Source organism: Pantoea coffeiphila, assembly GCF_016909495.1.
GTDB lineage: Bacteria > Pseudomonadota > Gammaproteobacteria > Enterobacterales > Enterobacteriaceae > Erwinia > Erwinia coffeiphila.
Genome location: NZ_JAFBFW010000001.1, coordinates 488,680 through 508,178, shown reverse-complemented (window position 1 = coordinate 508,178; position 19,499 = coordinate 488,680). Strand labels below are relative to the sequence as shown.

General features: G+C 59.1%; 17 protein-coding genes. 7 read left to right on the top strand and 10 right to left on the bottom strand.

The annotated features are described in order from the left end of the window. Nucleotides 1-5: 5 nt before the first annotated feature. Entirely contained in the window at nucleotides 6-986 is a 981-nt protein-coding gene (locus JOE09_RS02365) for a LacI family DNA-binding transcriptional regulator (protein ID WP_205064653.1), read from the bottom strand. Nucleotides 987-1,457: 471 nt separating this feature from the next. On the opposite strand from JOE09_RS02365, the gene oxlT reads away from it, so the two are divergent. Further along, the gene (gene oxlT, locus JOE09_RS02360) at nucleotides 1,458-2,720 is read left to right on the top strand and encodes an oxalate/formate MFS antiporter (RefSeq protein WP_205064652.1); all 1,263 of its coding nucleotides are present in this window, start codon (nucleotides 1,458-1,460) and stop codon (nucleotides 2,718-2,720) included. Between the two features lie 37 nt (nucleotides 2,721-2,757). Further along, entirely contained in the window at nucleotides 2,758-3,456 is a 699-nt protein-coding gene (locus JOE09_RS02355) for a GntR family transcriptional regulator (RefSeq protein ID WP_105595654.1), read from the top strand. 32 nt (nucleotides 3,457-3,488) lie between these two features. Here the strand turns inward: JOE09_RS02355 and JOE09_RS02350 are convergent, their stop codons facing one another. The 9 genes from JOE09_RS02350 to JOE09_RS02310 all read right to left on the bottom strand — a co-directional run bounded on the left by JOE09_RS02350 (nucleotide 3,489) and on the right by JOE09_RS02310 (nucleotide 13,336). Continuing rightward, nucleotides 3,489-4,646, bottom strand: a complete 1,158-nt coding sequence (locus JOE09_RS02350; protein WP_205064651.1) for a Gfo/Idh/MocA family protein — start codon at nucleotides 4,644-4,646, stop codon at nucleotides 3,489-3,491. Next, entirely contained in the window at nucleotides 4,639-5,712 is a 1,074-nt protein-coding gene (locus tag JOE09_RS02345) for a sugar phosphate isomerase/epimerase family protein (protein ID WP_205064650.1), read from the bottom strand. Before JOE09_RS02345 ends, JOE09_RS02350 begins: the two co-directional genes overlap by 8 nt. A gap of 26 nt (nucleotides 5,713-5,738) precedes the next feature. Continuing rightward, entirely contained in the window at nucleotides 5,739-6,980 is a 1,242-nt protein-coding gene (locus JOE09_RS02340; protein ID WP_200558765.1) for an MFS transporter, read from the bottom strand. 139 nt (nucleotides 6,981-7,119) lie between these two features. Then, entirely contained in the window at nucleotides 7,120-8,082 is a 963-nt protein-coding gene (locus JOE09_RS02335) for a GlxA family transcriptional regulator (RefSeq protein ID WP_205064649.1), read from the bottom strand. A 42-nt stretch (nucleotides 8,083-8,124) separates the two neighbouring features. After that, nucleotides 8,125-8,901: an MBL fold metallo-hydrolase gene (locus JOE09_RS02330; protein ID WP_205064648.1), complete on the bottom strand. Its 777-nt coding sequence runs from the start codon at nucleotides 8,899-8,901 to the stop codon at nucleotides 8,125-8,127. A 158-nt stretch (nucleotides 8,902-9,059) separates the two neighbouring features. Further along, nucleotides 9,060-9,368, bottom strand: coding sequence for a hypothetical protein (locus JOE09_RS02325; protein ID WP_105595644.1), 309 nt, complete (start codon nucleotides 9,366-9,368; stop codon nucleotides 9,060-9,062). A 110-nt stretch (nucleotides 9,369-9,478) separates the two neighbouring features. After that, complete coding sequence (gene iolE, locus JOE09_RS02320; RefSeq protein WP_205065094.1) at nucleotides 9,479-10,390, bottom strand: myo-inosose-2 dehydratase; 912 nt, start codon at nucleotides 10,388-10,390, stop codon at nucleotides 9,479-9,481. Nucleotides 10,391-10,419: 29 nt separating this feature from the next. After that, complete coding sequence (gene iolD, locus JOE09_RS02315; RefSeq protein ID WP_205064647.1) at nucleotides 10,420-12,264, bottom strand: 3D-(3,5/4)-trihydroxycyclohexane-1,2-dione acylhydrolase (decyclizing); 1,845 nt, start codon at nucleotides 12,262-12,264, stop codon at nucleotides 10,420-10,422. A 133-nt stretch (nucleotides 12,265-12,397) separates the two neighbouring features. Then, nucleotides 12,398-13,336 (bottom strand): MurR/RpiR family transcriptional regulator, encoded by a 939-nt coding sequence (locus JOE09_RS02310; protein WP_205064646.1) that lies wholly within the window; start codon nucleotides 13,334-13,336, stop codon nucleotides 12,398-12,400. 382 nt (nucleotides 13,337-13,718) lie between these two features. Here JOE09_RS02310 and JOE09_RS02305 point away from each other — a divergent pair, with 382 nt between their 5' ends. From JOE09_RS02305 to JOE09_RS02285, 5 genes are read left to right on the top strand one after another with little or no spacing between them, the layout of a single operon-like run. Continuing rightward, entirely contained in the window at nucleotides 13,719-15,152 is a 1,434-nt protein-coding gene (locus JOE09_RS02305; RefSeq protein WP_205064645.1) for an NAD-dependent succinate-semialdehyde dehydrogenase, read from the top strand. A 10-nt stretch (nucleotides 15,153-15,162) separates the two neighbouring features. Then, a complete protein-coding gene (locus tag JOE09_RS02300) occupies nucleotides 15,163-15,975 on the top strand; it encodes an HpcH/HpaI aldolase family protein (RefSeq protein ID WP_205064644.1) in 813 nt (270 codons plus the stop codon). 1 nt (nucleotide 15,976) lies between these two features. Further along, nucleotides 15,977-16,957, top strand: a complete 981-nt coding sequence (locus tag JOE09_RS02295; protein WP_205064643.1) for a hydroxyacid dehydrogenase — start codon at nucleotides 15,977-15,979, stop codon at nucleotides 16,955-16,957. Nucleotides 16,958-17,001: 44 nt separating this feature from the next. Beyond that, on the top strand, nucleotides 17,002-17,997 hold the full coding sequence (gene iolG / locus JOE09_RS02290) for an inositol 2-dehydrogenase (RefSeq protein ID WP_205064642.1): 996 nt from the start codon (nucleotides 17,002-17,004) through the stop codon (nucleotides 17,995-17,997). A 21-nt stretch (nucleotides 17,998-18,018) separates the two neighbouring features. Continuing rightward, complete coding sequence (locus JOE09_RS02285) at nucleotides 18,019-19,137, top strand: Gfo/Idh/MocA family protein (RefSeq protein WP_205064641.1); 1,119 nt, start codon at nucleotides 18,019-18,021, stop codon at nucleotides 19,135-19,137. The last annotated feature ends 362 nt before the right edge of the window (nucleotides 19,138-19,499 follow it).

Below are 19,499 nucleotides of genomic sequence, written 5' to 3'. Positions count from 1 at the left end.
CCCGATTAACTTGAAAGCCGCTGAACAAACCGCCACGCCAGCCGCGATCGCTCCGGCGGTCCGGCGGGATCGTTAATCTTATTCAGCAGCAGCATGACCGCCTGGCGGCCAATCTGATGCGAGGGCTGCTCGATGGTGGAAAGCTGCGGGGAGGTCATCTCGCCCAGTTCGGTGCCGTCAAAACCAATCACGGCAATATCCTGCGGGATGCGCAGCCCGGCCTCGTCAATGGCGCGAATCGCCCCGGCGGCCAGCGTATCGGAAATGGCGAATACCGCATCGGGCCTGACTGGCTGTGCCAGCAGGTTCTGCATCGCTGCTTTTCCGGCGTTAAAGCTCAATTCCTCTGCGTATTCCACCGGGAAGCCGTCGAGCTGATGTTCGTGCAGCATATCGCGATAGCCCTGTTCGCGCTGGCGGGCATATTTGTAGGTTAAATCGTGGTTGATCATCGCCACGTTACGGCGGCCGCCCGCAATAAACTGACCGACCACATGGCGCGATGCCTGATAATCGTCAATGCCAACGCTGGATACCGACGAGTCTTCATCATACTCCGCACACTGCACCCAGGGCGCATCGGCAATCAGCGTGCTGAGCTGCGGCAGGGCGGAGATGGCATCCATAGTAATGACGCCGTCAACCATCTTGCCGGAGAGCAGCTGCAGGCTGGACTGCGAACGTTTAACGTCGGAACCGGAGTTGCACAGCAGGATACGATAGCCGTTGCTTTCCGCTTCGGCCTCAATGCCTTTCACCACGTCGGCACAAAACGGGTTGCTGATATTGGACACCATCACCAGCAGCATATTGCTGCGCGCGGTGCGCAGCTGGCGGGCGAGCAGGTTGGGCTGGTAATTACTCTCTTTGATTGCGCTAAGTACGCGCTCGCGATTCTGCGGTTTGACCGTACCCTGGTTATTTAACACGCGGGAAACGGTGGCTACGGATACACCGGCAAGGCGCGCAATTTTCTGAATCGACATCCCATCACTGTCCACGCTGATCGTTATTCGGCACAGATTAACACAGTTTCAGCAGGCTGTGCCGGGGCGGCATCACCCTGGGTGCCGGATGGAGAATCTGTTTGAACAACGGAAATAATCACCTCACGGTTTAGCGATGGTGTACGCCTTAATCCAGCCTCATTTCTACATTGCACGCATTCATTCTCAGGCGGGAAAGATTTATGCGCACCATCATTGCGCACCAAATTTTTGCACTGCATCACATTTATTCCTTGGTGAAATCTCTTTCTTACTGATTTTTATCATCTTTTAAAACTGGCACGCTTCCTGCTTTATCGCTCTGTATACACAGCGGTGTATCCAGATGAAGACAGCAGGGATTTGGCATTAACAGGCATCGATTGGGAAGTGTGCGAAACAAATAAGCGCCCGTAAGAACAGTGGCCTGACCACGGCGGGATAACAGAGCGTAATTTTGGAGATATATCAATGACCTCGATAAGCGAACCGGTGGTAATAGCGAAACACAGTAAGTGGGTACAGCTCCTGCTTGGGTTACTTTGCATGGCGGCGATTTCCAGCCCGCAGTACGTCTGGACACTGCTGACCAAGCCGATGATTGCCAAACTCGGAGTCGGGCTGGCTGAACTACAGGTCACGTTCTCGCTGCTGATTATCCTGCAAACCTTTTTCTCTCCGTTCCAGGGGCGCCTGGTCGAACGCTTTGGTCCGCGTCTGCTGATTTCCATCGGTACGCTGATGGCCGGTTTCAGCTGGGTGATCGCCGCCCGGGTGGACAGCCTGACGTCACTGTATCTGGTGTATGGCTGCCTTGGCGGGCTGGGCACCGGTATTGTTTACATCGGCGTGGTGGGGCTGGTGATGAAGTGGTTCCCACAGCAGCGCGGTTTTGCCGCCGGAACCGTGGCGGCGGGTTACGGCATGGGGGCGATTTTTACCACCTTCCCGATCTCTATTTCTCTCGGCAGCTACGGGCTGGAACAGACGATGACGATATTTGGCCTGATCTTCGCCGCCGTCGGTTTCCTCGCCAGCCAGGGGTTGAGGCTGCCTGAAACCAGCGCGATGATGCCGGTCAGCACAACGCCGTCACCGGTGTCGGGCCAGCGCCAGTTTAAATCCGGGGAGATGCTGCGCCAGCCGCTGTTCTGGCTGATGTTTTTGATGATGACCATGATGTCGACTTCAGGGCTAATGGTGACCTCGCAGATGGCGATTTTTGCCGAAGACTTCGGCATCAGCAAAGCGGTGATCTTCGGTATGGCCGCGCTGCCGCTGGCGCTGACCATCGACCGCTTCACTAACGGCCTGACCCGCCCGCTGTTTGGCTTTATCTCCGACCGCTACGGCCGCGAAAACACCATGTTTATTGCCTTCGCGCTGGAAGGCGTGGCGATGACGCTGTGGCTGGCCTGCCGCGAAGATCCGCTGCTGTTTGTACTGCTTTCCGGCGTGGTTTTCTTCGGCTGGGGTGAGATCTTCTCGCTGTTCCCGTCCACACTGACCGACACCTTCGGCAGTGAAAACGCCTCAGCGAACTATGGCTGGCTGTATATTTCGCAGGGTATCGGCTCAATTTTTGGCGGCCCGCTGGCGGCGCTGATGTATCAGCATACTCATAACTGGCATCTGGTATTTGGCTGCGCAATTACCTTTGACTTTATCACCGCCGGTCTGGCGTTGTGGATTCTCAAGCCCTGGCGCGCCCGCTTTATGCGCGCGCAGAAATAATCTCACGCATTGATTAACGAGTAAGGAATTTCGGTAAATGGCATCAGAACTGACCAGGCTTCTTCCGCATTCTGTCCGCGTTTATCGCCAGCTCAGGCAGGAGATTTACGAGTTTATTCTGATGCCGGGTGACCGCTTCACCGAAGTGGATATCGCCAGCCGCCTTGGGTGCTCGCGCACGCCGGTGCGCGAGGCGCTGCTGACTCTGCAGAACGACGATCTGATCCGTCGCTGTTTTCGCAACGGCTGGGAGGTTTGCCCGATTGATTTCGACGTTTACGAAGATCTCTATGCCACGCGTATCCTGATTGAGGTCGACACGGTGGCACGCCTGTGCAGCTCCGACTCGGCAAAAACAGACCGCAGCGTGCTGGCCAGGCTGCGGGCGCTGTGGATCATTCCGCCAGAACAGCAGGAGCAGGCGGGAGAGAAAATTGCCACCATGGATGAACAGTTCCATATCGCGCTGACCGAGGCCGCGGGCAACCGCGAGCTGACGGCCATCCTCAGCAATATCACCGACCGGATACGGATTATGCGGCGGCTGGATTTTGAATATGACACGCGCATTGCACAAACCTACGCCGAGCACGCAGAACTGCTGGAGGCGATTGAAAACCGTGAGCAGGAGCGGGCGGTCGGCCTGATGCGCGAACATATTGAAGATGCACACACCGGTGCCTGCGCCATTACCCTTCGGCGTCTGCAAAAAGTCAGGGCAAGAAATCTGCCCTGATGTAACGTGCAATGCGCTGGCGAGCGGGGCAATCAATCCAGCGTGGCCACCTCCACCCAGCGCTGCTGCTGATGGCTTTGCAGCATCGCTTCAACGATCAGCAGCACGCTTGCTCCCTCATGGAAGGTGGCGAAGTTAGCGGCATCCACGCCAGGCCGTTTACCCTGTTGAATAAAGCGGTAGTAGTTCAGCATCATATTTTTAAACGCATCCGGCCAGCCCTCAATATGTCCTCCGGGGAAGTGCACGGCGGCCGCCACGTCGCGGTTTACCAGCGAAGGATCGTCACTCAGCGTCTGATTCGCACTGTCGCGATGCCCCAGCCACAGCTGCTGCGGTACTTCCTGATCCCAGGCTATCGACATCTCGCTGGCGTTCACCTCAAACGCCAGGCGGTTTTTACGCCCGGCGCTGACCTGCGAAACCGTCAGGCTGCCCCGGCTACCGTCGTCAAAGCGCAGCAGGATCGAGGCGAAATCTTCGGTGTCCACGGCCACCTGGTCATACCCGGCATTCTCCTCAGCGGCGGCAAAGGTGGTACTGGCTCCGCGCGCCACCCGGCGAACGGGATGAACGATTGAAAAATCCGCCATCACCGCACTGATGCGTCGCCCGGTAACGAACTGTAGCGTATCGCACCAGTGGGAGCCGATATCCGCCACCGCCCGGGATGCGCCACCCTGGGTTGCGGATACGCGCCAGTTGAAATCGCTGTCGTACAGCATCCAGTCCTGCAAATAGCTGCCGTGTACGGCAAAAATACGACCCGCCTGCTGCTGGCGGATCAGGCTGGCTGCCTGCTGCACCATCGCGAACTGGCGATAAACAAAGCTGACGCCGTGCACCACGCCAGAGTCCTCCGCCAGCTTCACCAGCTCGCGCGCCTCCTCGCCAGTCATGCACAGCGGCTTTTCTGAAAACAGATGTTTGCCCGCCGCCAGTACCTGGCGATTGATCGCCGCGTGCAGATGATTAGGGGTGCAATTATGCACCACCTGTAGCCCGTCGTGGCGCAGCAGTTCCGCCACATCGGCATAAGCGTGGGGCACGTTAAGCTGCCGCGCTTTTTCCTGTGCTTTTTCCAGCGAGCTGTCGCAGATGGCCACTACCTCGACGAACCCCAGACGGCGGATTGCTTCAAGGTGCGCCGGGCCGATAAAGCCCGAGCCGATAATCGCCGCCTTAATCATTTTTTGGCTCTACATCCAGCCCCAGCATAGTGCGGATACTGTTGTCTTCGCTGCCGGTGGCGGCAAAGTCATCAAACGCGCGTGCGGATACCGGAATAATGTGCTCGCTGATAAACTGCGCGCCTTCCCGTGCGCCGCTCTCTGCATCCTTCAGACAGCATTCCCACTCCAGCACCGCCCAGCCGTCATAGCCGTACTGCGCCAGCCGGCTGAAAATGCCTTTGAAATCGATCTGACCGTCCCCCGGCGAGCGGAAGCGGCCGGGGCGCTCGCTCCATGGCTGATAGCCGCCATACACGCCGCTGCGCCCGGAAGGGGTGAACTCGGCATCCTTAACGTGGAACGCTTTAATGCGCGGGTGATAGAGGTCGATAAAGGTCAGGTAGTCCATCTGCTGTAACAGCATATGGCTTGGATCGAACAGAATATTGCAGCGCGGATGATGGTCGACCGCCGCGAGGAAGCGGTCGAAGGTCACGCCATCGTGCAAATCTTCCGACGGATGCAGCTCGTAGCACACGTCGACGCCGTGGCGGTCGAAGCAGTCAAGAATCGGCTTCCAGCGGGCGGCCAGCTCGTTAAAGGCCGTATCGATCAGCGCCTCTTTGCGCGGCGGCCACGGGTAGAAGTAGGGCCAGGCCAGCGCACCGGAGAAGGTGGCATGGGATTTCAGCCCCAGCTTTTCCGATGCCGCTGCCGCCTGCTGGAGCTTTTCAGCTGCCCAGAGCTGGCGCGCTGCCGGATCGTCACGCAGCGCCGCCGGGGCGAAGTCGCGGAACGCCAGTTCGTAAGCCGGATGCACCGCCAGCAGCTGCCCCTCAAGGTGGGTAGACAGCTCGCTAATCACCAGCCCGTAGCGCGCCAGCAGGGCAGTGACCTCATCACAGTACGACTGGCTGCTGGCCGCCTTCTCCACATCAAAAATTGCCGGATGATTACAGGGGATCTGCAACGCCCGGAAACCCAGCCCCGACGCCCATCTGGCGAGGTTTTTCAGGGTATTAAACGGTGGCATATCACCGATGAACTGGGACAAAAACAGGCCAGGCCCTTTTAACGTTTTCATTGCTTACTCCTGAAGTTGATCAAAAACTATTCCTGCTCTTTGTACTTGAAGGTGAAGAGGAATATGACCGCGATAACCGCAGCGGCAACCGCCGGGATCAGCCAGAACGTGGTCCAGTTTTCCGGTTGATGCACGCCGCCGTGGTTAATTAACTGGTTGTACAGCGCGCCGGAGATCTGCGATCCCAGCAGCATGCCGATACCGTAGGTGAACATCACAATCAGGCTCTGCGCCTGGCCTTTTACCTGGCTACCGGCGATGCGGTCGGTATAGATAAAGCCGATAACAAAGAAGAAGTCGTAGCACACGCCGTGCAGCAGGATGCCGATGTACAGCAGCCAGCGCGTTTCTTCATTCACGCCGAAGGCGAACAGCGCGTAGCGCACGAACCAGGCCGCCATGCCGATCAGCAGCATGTATTTCACCCCCAGCCGACGGAACAGCAGCGGGATAATCAGCATAAAGAAGATTTCGGACATCTGGCCGAACGACATCGCGGTACTGACGTCCGCAATGCCCACGTCAGACAGGAACGACGCGGTAAAGGCGTAGTAGGTGCCCAGCGGGATGGAGATCAGCGTGGCGCAGATGGCGAAGATCAGGAAGTGGCTTTTCTTCAGCAGCGCGAAGGCATCGGCGCACAGCAGATCGCGCAGGGCAAACGGCTGGCCCTTAGCCGGAGCTGGTGTGTGCGGCAGCGTCAGGCTGTAGGCGGCCAGCACTGCGGAACATGCAGCAGCGAGGCGGAAGATATCGGTGCTGGCGGCAATCCCGCTGACGCCGATACAGATCCCGGCGACGATCCAGCCGATGGTGCCGAACACCCGCACCACCGGGAAGCTTTTCTCGCTGTTGCTCAGGCTGTGGAAGGCGATGTTGTTGGTCAACGCCAGGGTGGGCATGTAGCACAGCGTGTAGGCAAACAGCAGGGCGATCAGCAGCGAGCCGTTCTCGGCCAGCAGCGCCTGCGGTACGAACCACAGAATGACCGCACCGGCCAGATGCAGCAGGGCTACCACCTTCTGCGACGGGAAGAAGCGGTCAACCACCATTCCCAGCACGAACGGCGAGAGGATCGAGGCAATCGGCCCGGCCGAGAAGGCATCGCCGATGATGCTGCCGAGATTATGCTGTGTCATCACCAGGCCCAGCGTGACCGACCAGGTTCCCCAGATAAAGAACTGTAAAAACATCATTAATGACAGCCGTGGAACCAGCATCACATGCTGCTGCCGCGAGCCGTTGCCAGCGGTAAGTGAAGAAACCATCGTCAGACCCCTTCCTGAAAAGTAATCGATTACATTATTGTGTCAGATGAATGTAATCGATTACTTTTCAGGTTTCCTGGATCTTTTATCGATCTGCGAGGTGGCTCACAAGCTTAATTTTTTACAGAAGGATCGTCCGCTACGGCTCAGACTTGCCGCCCTGGAAGGTACGCCGCCATTCGCTGGGGCTGACGGTATAGCGCTGCTTAAAGCTCTGGCGGAAAGAAATCACCGACTGGTAGCCGCTGAGAGTGGCGACGGCCTCAATGGAATGTTCGGTCAGCTCCAGCAGCTGCTGGCTGTTGTGCAGGCGTTCGGCGTTCAGCCATTCACCCACCGACATGCCGGTGGCGCGCAGAAAGTGGCGGGTAAAGGTGCGGCGGCTCATCATCACCCGGGCCGCCAGCGAATCGAGATCGTGCTGGCAATCAAGACTATCGCGCAGATAGCCGAGCAGGGCGTTGATGCGCTCATCCTGGGTAGTTTGCGGAATAGGGTGAGAAATATACTGAGCCTGACCGCCGTCGCGGTGCGGCGGGATCACCATTCGCCGTGCGACCCGGTTAGCCACGGCGCTGCCGTAAAACTGGCGCAGCAGGTACAGGCAACAGTCCATCGCTGCGGCGGTCCCGGCGGAGGTGATCAGGCGCTGCTCGTCAACATAGAGCGCGTTGGTATCCAGCTGCACCTGCGGGAAGCGCGCACTGAAGTCCTGCTCGAACTCCCAGTGGGTTGAGGCCCGCTTTCCTTCAAGCAGACCGGCGTACGCCAGCACATAGGTGCCGAGGCACAGACCCGCCACTCTGGCACCGCGCTGCCATGCCTCATTTAATGACTGACATAATGCCGCAGAGGGCCGCTCGCCGGGATGCGGCCAGTAGGGCACGATAATTAAATCGGCCTGCGCCAGTGCTTCCAGCCCGTGCGGAGTTTCAATGCTCATGCCCATCAGCGATTTCAACGTGCCGGGCTGCTCGGCGCACAGCGTCAGCTCAAACAGCGGGCGATCGGCCAGCACCGGGCCAAAAATCGTGCAGGGCACCGAGAAATGGAACGGGCTGAATCCTGGCGTCACCAGCACGGCAACGGACGGTAACGACATGTTTTTCTCCTGATGACGGCGCAAGGACGGCTATCTTACCACTCAGAACGCCCGGCTTTCGCCATCTTCCGCTACCCACAGGCGATGGGCGAAGCCGTTGCGCTGCGCATAATCGCGCAGCTGCTGGCGGCCAAGCAGGCAGTGATTAATCGCCTCCATATGGCTGGCAACGATATGGCTTTCCGGCAGCAGGCGGTGAACGCGCAGCGTATCCTCCTCGCCCATGATAATTGCGCCAAAGCAGTCAATCTGTGCACTTCCGGCATTCAGCACCACCACGTCGGGTTTGAACGCTGCCAGCGCCTGCTCAACGGCCGGAACCCAGACGGTATCCCCGGCGATAAACAGCGTGGGTTCTTCGGGGTGCTGGAACACCAGCCCGCAGGCCTTGCCCAGCCTTTTTGCCAGCGGCGGCAGCGCGTAGGCGGCGTTGCTGCCGTGCTGGCCGTCGGTTTTCCATACGGTGATGTCGCCAATCTCTGTGCGATCGTCCAATACCGTCACCGCGCTGAAGCCCTGCGCGCGGATCTGCTCGGCATCCTGCTGATTCTGGCTGAACAGGGGAATAGTCGAAGCAATCAACCGCCGTGCCGCCTCATCCCAGTGATCTTCGTGAGTGTGGGTAACGATGACCGCATCGGCGTTAATGATGTCTGCAACCGGCAGCGGCAGCTCGACCAGCGGGTTGCGCAGATGGCTGCGGGCGGTGCCGGGGAAACCGGGCAGCGCACCTTTATCCGCCAGCATCGGGTCAATCAGAAAGGTTTTACCGGCATAGTCCAGTTTGAGCGTGGCATTGCGAATTTGGGTGAGTTTCATCGGTGGCTCTCCATCTGAGCGGCAGCGGAATACCGCCGTACCGCGCCAGTATAGAGAGGCGGGAAAACCGCAATAAGTAGCCTGATGGACAATAAACGATGGGATTGGGACAAACTTATCCCTGGGCCGCGTCGATCGGAGGGGACAGTGTCTGCCCCTCAGGCGTAGCGACGAACGGCGGGCGCGCGCAGCTGGGCGAGAATACAGGCGCAGTTCTCGTACAGCGTGCGAATACGGCGCTCCAGCACCTCCGGCGGATGGGTTTCCACTTCCGCATACATACTGAGAATTTCGCTTTTGCAGTGCGAGCGGCAGCTGCGCTTTTTCTGCCGGGCGTCCAGCCAGCGCAGCAGCATCAGCTTTTTCTCTGCATCACGATGCAGCATGCTGCCTCTGATGCTGCGAATGGCCTGCAAAAAATCCTGATAGAAGTCGGTGATATCCTGCATTTTATCGATATTCATCATCGTTGCATCATCCTGCCCGGTTAAGCGGCAGCCGGATTGTTCGCGGCTGCCGGGTCGTCAGTCAGCGGCACGTGCCGCCGTTGATGGAGTCATGATTGTTCTGCTGCCGTTCAGCGCTTTGCGGGCGGCTCGATGGCGTATCCGGCTTTGGTCAGCGAAGATTTCAGGCTGGCATAGCCAATTCGCGCGTATTCCAGCGGCGGAGCCAGCGCCGGATCCTGCTCGGCCTCGACCACAAACCAGCCCTGATAGCCGATACCGGCCAGCCGCGCGATCACCGCATCGAAGTCAATGCTGCCGTCGCCTGGCACGGTGTAAACGCCTTTCAATACCGCATCAAGAAACGAGTCGCGCTGCCAGTCCAGCCCGGCGCGCACGTCCGCTCGGATGTCTTTGGTATGCACGTGGTTGATGCGTTTGCCATGCTTGCTCAGCACGCTCAGCGGATCGACCCCGGCAAACACCAGATGCCCGGTATCAAACAGCAGCCCCACCTGCGGGCAGGTAGCCGCCATCAGCAGATCGATATCGCGTTCGTCTTCAATCACCGTGCCCATATGGTGATGGAAGGCCAGCGGTACGCCGAAATCCCGGCACCAGCTGGCGAACAGGTTCAGCTTCGCGCCGTACTCGCGGATCTGCTCCTCCGTCAGCCTGCGGCGCTGGCTCAGCGGCACCTGCTGTTGGTTCTGAATGGTGCCCGCCGTTTCGCCGTAGACCAGGCAGGCCGCACCGCACTCTTTAAACAGCTGCATCTGCGGCGTCGCTTTGGCGATTTCACTCTCCAGATCGTTATCCAGCAGGGTGCCGGAGTACCAGCCGGAGACCAGCTGTAGCTGATATTCCGCCAGCTGCGGCTGCAGTTCAGCGCGGGTTCGCGGGAACTTGCCGCCGGTTTCTACGCCGGAAAAACCGGCCAGCCGGCTTTCGGCCAGGCAGACGGAAAGCGGTGTGTCGCCGCCGAGCTGCGGCAGATCGTCATTGGACCAGGCGATAGGGGCAATCCCCAGTTTTGCGTGCAACGTCATGTTCTGATTCCTCTGGCTGAAAGTTAAATACCTGTACGCTGTTTTTTACGGCCCGCAACGTGTTCGGCCCGCGCCTGATTCACGCTTTCGCGCTGGCTGACTTCCGGCACGCCGACGTCCCACCAGGCATCGCCCGGCGTCCATTCGTGTGGGTGCGTGTCGATGCAGATGACCGTGGTGCGATCGTTACCCTTCGCCCAGTCCACGGCGTCGGCCAGTTCATCCAGGCTGCTGACCTTGCGGGCGAGCGCGCCCATCGACTGCGCGTTGGCAACAAAATCAACGTGGAAAGGTTCGGTAACCCGGCAGTCCTTGAGCAGGTTGTTAAACGACGCGCCGCCCTTGGCGTTTTGCAGACGGTTAATCACCGCGTAGCCGCCGTTGTCGCACACCAGCAGGATCAGCTTGTGGCCGGAAAGCACGCTGGAATAGATATCGGAATTCATCATCATGTAGGTACCGTCGCCGATCAGCACGAATACATCGCGATCCGCGTCGATCATTGCCGTACCCCAGCCCGCAGAGATTTCATAGCCCATGCAGGAGAAACCAAACTCACAGTCGAAAGTACCGGGATTTTTTACCTTCCAGCCCTTCACCAGCTCGCCCGGCAGGCCGCCCGCCGCGCTGATCACGTAGTCTTCGGCAGCGGCGCGTTCATTGACCACGCCAACCACCTGCGCGTAGGTCGGCACGCCGGTTGTTACCGTGCGCTGCTGGCGTGCGGCGATCAGCTGATTCCACGCGGCAAAGGCGGTTTTGCCGCTATCCAGCCAGCCCGCATCCGCCGCATAGTTGCCGAGTGCGGCATTGAGTTCGCGGATACCTTCGCGGGCATCGGCGACCAGCGGCAGCGAGAAGTGCTTATGGGCGTCAAAGCGCGCGGCGTTAATGGCAATAAAACGCGCCTCGGGTGAAAACACCGTCCAGGAGCCGGTGACGAAATCCATCAGTCGGGTGCCGATGGCGATAATCACATCGGCTTTTGCCGCCAGCGCGTTGGCGGATGTTGACCCCAGAATACCGACCGGGCCGATATGCAGCGGGTGATCGTGGGTCAGCGTGCCTTTTCCTGCAATGGTTTCCACCACCGGGATGCCGCGCTGGCGGGCGAAGGCTTCCAGCTCGGCCTCAGCCCGCGAGTAGCGTACGCCGCCCCCGGCGATAATCAGCGGATGCCGGGCGGAAGCCAGCAGTTCGGCCGCCTGCTCCAGCAGCTGCTGGTCCGGGCGAGGGCGCGGGATAGTGTGAACGCGGCGGGCGAAAAACGCCTCGGGATAGTCGAAGGCCATCTCCTGCACGTCCTGGCACAGGCCGATGAAGGCCGGGCCGCAGTCCGCCGGGTCAAGCATGGTTGCCACCGCCTGCGGCAGGGAAGAGAGGACCTGCTCCGGCCAGGTGATGCGATCCCAGTAGCGGGTTACCGCTTTAAAGGCGTCGTTGACCGTCTGGCTGGGATCGCTGAAGTGCTCCACCTGCTGCATGACCGGGTCCGGCACGCGGCGAGCGAAGGCATCACCGCAGATCATCAGCATCGGCAGGCGGCTGACGTGAGCAACACCGGCCGCCGTCAGCAGGTTTGTGGTTCCCGGGCCGATAGAGGCGGTCACCACCATAATCTGCTGGCGCAGGCGCGCTTTGGCAAAACCGACGGCGGCGAAGGCCATCGACTGCTCGTTCTGACCGCGCCAGGTCGGCAGCACGTCCTGTACGCTTTCCAGCGCCTCACCAATGCAGGTGACGTTGCCATGGCCGAAGATGCCGAACACGCCCGGGAAAAGCGGCACTTCTTCACCGTCTACGTGAATAAACTGATTGCTCAAATAACGGACCACCGCCTGCGCAGTGGTGCAACGATAGGTCGACATAGTTTCTACCTGCTGTAGGGCCCGTAATCAGGCTGGTTATAGAAATTAATTTGCTAAAAACACAAACAAGCAATTTTAGTTGCAAATCCGGACGTAGCCCTCCCCAAAGGGAGAGCGTTAAACCGGACTGCGGCTATTTATGGCTGCTTTTCTTACCTTCCTCGCGGATTTGCGTGCGTTCCGTCAGCGTGGCAATGCGCGGCTGTTCCTCTTCAGGATGCAGCTCGGCGGCCAGTGCCAGCGCGATGCACTGGACCAGGCACACCGGTGCGGCCAGCGAACGGGAAAAACTGTATTCCTCTTCCGGGATGGTAAACAGCACCCGGGCGTCCTTTGCCAGCGGAGACAGCACGCTGTCGGTAATCGCAATCAGCGGCACCTTTTTCTGCCCGGCAATGTCGGCAATCTGCACCACTTCCTGCGCGTAATGGCGGAAGGAGACGGCAATCAGCGCATCGCGTGGAGTCATGTTCATCGCCATATGCGGGGCCAGTCCGCCGGACATATCCAGCAGCACGACCTTGCGGTTAAGCATGGTCAGCAGGTAGCGTAGCAAAATAGCCACCGGCTCAGAACGCAGCTGCCCGGCGATAAAAATCGTGTCGGCGCGGCCCATCAGCTGAGCGCTGTGGTCGAGATCGGCGGCGGTAACGCTTTCCAGCATGCCCTGGAGCGTGGCGATATCCCGCACCACTAAATCCTGCAGAAAACCGAGGTTGCCGAGCTGCTGGTTTTTTTGCAGATCGTTTTCCAGCGCCACAATGCGCTCGTTATAACCGGGCGCGGTGGTCGCCAGCCGGGTCTGAAACACCGCCTGCATCTGTTTAAAGCCGCTGTAGCCAAAGTGCTGGGCAAAGCGCACCAGCGTTGACGGGTGCAGCGCGCAGCGGGCGGCAATGGCATTAATTGACTCCAGCGCCACGGCGTTAGGATTCTGGGTAATAAAACGCGCCACCTGCTGAAAACGATCCGACAGCTGCGGATAGCGGGCGGTGATGTCGTTCACCACCTGCTCGTAGTTTTTATGCGGCGGTGGGATATCTTTCCTGTATGTTTCTTTACGGCTCGCCATCGGCTTTAACCCTTAACTAACGTTTTGTTCTGACCGCAGGCTATCGCAACTAAAATTGCATTACAATTTTCATTGCAATTGAAATTTCCAAAAGCGTGATCTGACTCAGAAGTTGCGCATTTCATTCTCTTCGAAAAAACGCAGAAACTCCCTCAGCGAGTGAGTTTGACTCTTTATAAATTCATTAAAAATCATATTGATAATTCATTTTACATGCTGAGAAACCCAGCATGGTCAGCGCTAAATCTGCCATTGCAATTTTTATTGCGTTTTTTTCTTGTTTGCAATTAAGTTAATAACCGGTGGCGGTGAGCAGGCAACGACATCCGCCGAATTAACATCTCCGATCCCGGTCAGGGCGGCAGGAAAACAGGGTCAGGCTATGTATAACGACTACGGGCAGTTTATTAACGGCGACTGGCGACAGGGCCGCAGCGGCGAAACTATTGTGGTTACCGATCCGGGGCGCGACGAACGGCTGGGCGAGATCGCCGCCGCCTCCCGCGAGGATACGCTGGAGGCGATCGCCAGTGCGGAAGCGGCACTGGCACCGTGGCAGGCGCGTGCCGCCTGGGAACGTGCCGATACGCTGCACCGCGTGGCGGCAGAAATGGAGCAGGCCCGCGATAAGGCGGCCCGGACGATCTCCCTCGAGAGCGGAAAACCGCTGGCGCAGGCCAGTCGCGAATGGACGCTGGCTATCGATCAGTTCACCTGGTACGCCGAAGAAGCACGCCGGGTGTATGGACGTATTGTGGAAAGCCGCGTGCCGGGCGGGCGCTGTGAAGTCTCTCATCAGGCTGTGGGCGTAGTGGCAGCCTTTACCGCATGGAACTTCCCGGTGGTGCTGATCGCCCGCAAGCTGGCCCCGGCGCTGGCCGCGGGCTGCACCGTGGTGCTGCGCCCCTCCAGCGAAGTGCCCGGGTCTGCAATGGTCATCATGACCTGCCTGCAAAAGGCCGGGCTGCCAGCGGGCGTGGTCAACATGGTAGTCGGACCCACGGCCAATACCTATCAGCCGCTGATTGAATCACCGGTGGTGCGCAAAGTGACGCTGACCGGCTCCACGGCGATTGGGCAGCAGATGATCCGTGATTCGGCTGCCACCCTTAAACGCGTCAGTATGGAACTGGGCGGCAATGCGCCGATGATCGTTTTTGACGATGCCGATATAGAGAAAGCGCTGGATCTGGCGGTACCGACTAAGTTCGCCAACTGTGGGCAGGTATGCGTCACCGCCGATCGCTTCTATGTTCATAAATCGGTTGCGCAGGCCTTTATCGATGGATTCGCCCGTCGCGCCGCGGCAATTAAGGTCGGCTACGGCCTGGATGAGGGCAGTGAGATGGGACCGCTGATCAACGCGCGGCGGCTGAAGGCGATTGAAAACATCGTCGAGGACGCGCGACAGAAGGGTGCGCGCGTTGTGACCGGCGGGCAGCGCATTGCCGATAAGCCGGGCTTTTACTTTGCGCCCACCGTGCTGGCCGATGTACCGGACGATGCGCTGGCGCTGGCTGAGGAAAACTTTGGCCCGATCGCTGCCATCACCACTTTCACTGACGAAGCCGACGTTATCGCCCGCGTGAACCGCAGCGAGCTGGCGCTCTCCGCCTATGCCTTTACCCGCGATGCCGCACGCATTCGCCGCATTTCTCAACAGTTGCAGGCGGGCATGGTGGGTATCAACAGCTTTGCCCTGGCCTCGGCCGACGTACCGTTTGGCGGCATTAAAGCCAGCGGTATGGGCAGCGAGGGCGGCGCGGAAGGTATTTTCGAATATATGAATGTCAAACTGACGCAGGTGGTCCTGTAAGGAAGCCACAATGATAAACAGCAACGTTAAGCGTTTATGGGCAGAAGGGCACAGCGTGCTGAACGGCTGGCTGTCGGTTGCCAGCCCGTTCACCGCTGAGATTATGGCGGCGCAGGGCTACGACGCGCTGACCATTGATATTCAGCACGGTCTGGTCGGCTACGAGACGGCCACCACCATGCTGCAGGCAATGCGTGCCAGCGGCGTGACGCCGATGGTGCGTGTGCCCTGGCTGTCGCCTGGCGACATTATGAAAGCGCTGGACGCCGGGGCCTGGGGCATTATCTGCCCGATGATCAACAACGGCGAGGAAGCCCGACAGCTGGTGTCCTGTGTGCGTTACCCGCCGCTCGGTTCCCGCAGCTTTGGTCCGACGCGCGTCACCTTTGCCGCCGGGCCGGATTACGGCCAGCATGCGGACAGCGAAGTGGTGTGCTTTGCGATGATTGAAACCGCCGAAGCGGTGGAAAAAATCGAGGAAATCGTGCGAACCCCGGGGCTGGACGGCATCTATATTGGTCCGGCGGATCTGACCCTGGCGCTGACCGGGCGACGCTACCGTACCGGTTTTGACCGCGAGGAGCCGGAAATCATCGACGCCATCCGTCATATTCTGGATCGGGCGCACGCGGCCGGTATCCGTGCCGGACTGCATAACGGCAGTCCCGAGTACGCCGCACGTGCGGTGGAGTGGGGATTCGATCTGGTTACCGTCTCTAATGATGTTCAGCTGTTGCGCGGTGCGGCGGCGGCCAGCGCCACGCGCTTTCGCCAGCTGACCGGTACTGCGCCACAGGATAAAGTCCAGCAGGGGGGGTACTGAAATGCCACATGTGCTGATTGCCGGAAGTATTCATCAGGCCGGGTTGAGCATTCTGCAAAACACCCCCGGTTTCACTTACGAGCTGGTGAAAGAAGTGAGCACCGCCAGCTATGCGCCGTTTATCGAACACGCGGATGCGCTGCTGCTGCGTACCCAGCCGCTAACCGCCGCAGAAATTGAGCAGGCTCCACGACTGAAGGTCGTTTCCCGCCACGGCGTAGGCTACGACGCGGTTGACGTGGCGGCGCTGAACGAACGCGGTATTCCGCTAACCATCGTCGGTGACGTGAATTCGCTGTCGGTGGCGGAACACACGTTTGCTCTGCTGATGGGTGTGGCGAAGCAGCTGCGGGTTTACGATGAAAATCTGCGCAGCGGCAACTGGAACTGCCGCAACAGCTTCTCGGCGATGGAGCTGTCGGGGCGCACGCTGTTTGTGCTGGGCTTTGGCCGCATTGGGCGGGAAGTGGCGAGAATGGCGCGCTGTTTCAATATGTTCGTGGTGGCCTACGACCCTTACGTGGCCGATGAAATCTTCCATGCCCTTGGCGTGGAGCGGATTACCGAACTGGACGCCGGATTAAAAATCGCCGATGCGCTGACCGTGCATTTGCCGCTCAGCGACAGTAAACCGCTGATTGGCCGCCGCGAGCTGGCGCTGCTTAAACCGCAGGCGATTGTCATTAATACCGCGCGCGGTGGGATTATTGATGAACAGGCGCTGATCGACGCACTGAAAAACGACCGTCTGGGCGGCGCGGGGCTGGATGTTTTCAGTCAGGAACCGCCGTCGCGTGACTCGGCGCTGCTGCATGCGTCCTGGCGACTGATCCTCAGCCCGCACTCCGCCGGGTTGACCGAAGAGGCGGCGATGCGCATGTCGGTTTCCGCCGTGAATAATATTATTCATTATTTCACCGGCGAGCTGGAACAAAACTTAATTGTTAATTACCGACAGATAAATAACACGCACGCTATTTAACGGCTGGCGAATAATAACTTACCCGTCCTCTACAGGAACTGACTATGTTGAAAATAGCCGTGCTCGGTGCTGGCCGCATCGGGAAAATCCACGCCGCGAATATTGCCACGCACCCGCAGGCAACGCTGGTGGCGGTGGCCGATCCTTTTATTAATAGCGCAAACGCGCTGGCAGATTTATATGGTGCTAAAGCCGTATCCGATCCGCTGGAATTAATTAATGACGCTGATATTGATGCGGTAATTATTGCCACACCTACCGATACTCACGTTGATTTAATGCTTGCCGCCGCGCGTAAAGGAAAGAAAGTATTATGCGAAAAACCTGTCGATCTGGATTTAAACCGGGCGGCCGAGGCTTGCCGTCAGCTTGAAGAGCTAAATGCCCCAGTGATGGTGGCATTTAACCGCCGCTTCGACCCCAGCGCCAGCGAGCTGCAGCAGGCCATTGCCAGTGGCGACATCGGCGATCTGCACCAGGTGGTGATCACCAGCCGCGATCCGGATTTTGCCCCCATGGACTACCTGCGCCATTCCGGCGGTATTTTCAGCGATATGGTGATCCACGATTTCGATATGGCCCGCTGGCTGCTGGGCGAGGAACCTGTCGAAGTCTACGCCAGCGCCAGCCGCCTGCTGAAGCCGGAACTGGCGGAGTTTAACGATTACGACACGGTGATGGTGCAGATGACCACCGCATCCGGCAGGCAGTGCCACATCAACTGCAGCCGCCGCGCGGTATATGGCTACGATCAGCGGCTGGAGGCCTTCGGCTCCGCCGGCATGCTGCTCAATAACAACCAGCGTGCCAACAGCGTGCGTCGCTATACCGCCACCGCCACGGAAGTGCAGGCCCCGCTGGAAGCGTTCTTCCTTGAGCGCTATGAGCAGGCCTATCGGCTGGAGATGGATGCGTTTATCCAGGCCGCGCTGGGCAAGCGCGCCATCCCAGTTACCCCCTTTGATGGTCTGATGGCGCTGAAGCTGGCGGAGTGCGCCGCGCGTTCTGCCGCCAGCGGCAGGCCGGTAAGTGTTGACTGATTCCTGACGGAGAACGAAAAAATGAAAAAGATTGGCATTGGTATTATCGGCACCGGCTTTATGGGGTTATCACACGCGCTGGCCTATCGCGCGGCGGCGGGCATTTTCCCGACTGACGGCGTGCCGGAACTGATTGCGGTAGCTGATGTGGACGGTGCAGCGGCAGAGCGGGCGGCAAAACGCTTCGGCTTTCGTCGCCACACCGATGACTGGCAGTCGCTGATTAACGATCCGGAGATCGACGTGGTGTCGATTACCACGCCGAACCGTTTCCATCTGGAGCAGGCGCTGGCAGCAATTAAAGCCGGTAAGCACGTGCACTGCGAAAAGCCGATAGCGCCGACCAGCGAAGAGGCGCGGATCATGACCGATGCCGCCGAGGCGCAGGGGGTGATCACCCAGGTGGGCTTTAACTATCTGAAAAACCCGCTGATCAAGCTGGCCAGGGAGATGATCGACAATGGCGATCTGGGCGATATCGTTAGTTTCCGCGGTATTCACGCCGAAGATTTTATGTCCTCGCCGCTGACGCCATGGTCATGGCGGCTGGACCCTGCCGGCGGCGCGGGGGCGGTTGCCGATCTTGGTAGCCACATTGTGGCGATGGCGCGTTTCCTGCTGGGGCCGGTGGTGGCGGTGCAGGCGGATCTGGAGACAGTAATCAAGCAGCGCCCGGTTGCGGCAGGTGCGCACGAGCTGCGAGCGGTTGAGGTGGATGATATCGCCCGCCTGACCGTAGAATTTGCGCGCGGCTGCAAGGGTAGTATTGAGGCCAGTTGGGTGGCGATGGGGCGCAATATGCAGCTGGGCTTTGAGGTTTACGGTACGCGCGGGGCGCTGCATTTTACTCAGGAGCGTTTTAACGAGCTGCACTATTATCGTCACGATGCCGCCGGTGGGGTGCGCGGTTTCCAGAAGATTGAGGCCGGTCCGCAGCAGCAACCATACGGCGCGTTCTGCCCGGCGCCGGGTCATCAGTTGGGCTTTAATGATTTGAAGACGATTGAGATTGCGGAGTTTCTGCGGGCGGTATCCGGTGGGGAGTTCAGCGGTCCAGGGTTCCGTGATGCGATGGAGATCCAGCAGGTGATTGATGCGGCGATTCGGTCTTCGCGGGAGCAGCGGTGGGTGGCGGTTTGATTTTGGGATGAAGGTATGGCGATGGCTGAAGGTATGGCTGGACGATCGGCGACGCTGGACGTTTGGCGATCGGCTTGAGCGGCTGTGCCCTCGCTCGGGCGGGTCCTCGCGCCGCTTCGCGGTTCCCTCACTTCGTTCGTCAGCCTTCAGGACCAGTACAGACGGGGCGTCCTGCCCCGGCTGTACTTTTTGTCCGCGTCCATGCGGCCAAATCCTGGTTTCCTTTCTGCGTTCAGCGCTGCGGATTGCCCGTTCGAGGGCACAGCCGCTCAGCCTGATGGCTCAGCGTGGTCTGCTAGAAAAGCTGGGATTTTGGTTTCTTATCCGATTCCCTCTGGCGAATCCTGGCTTCCTCCCTACGT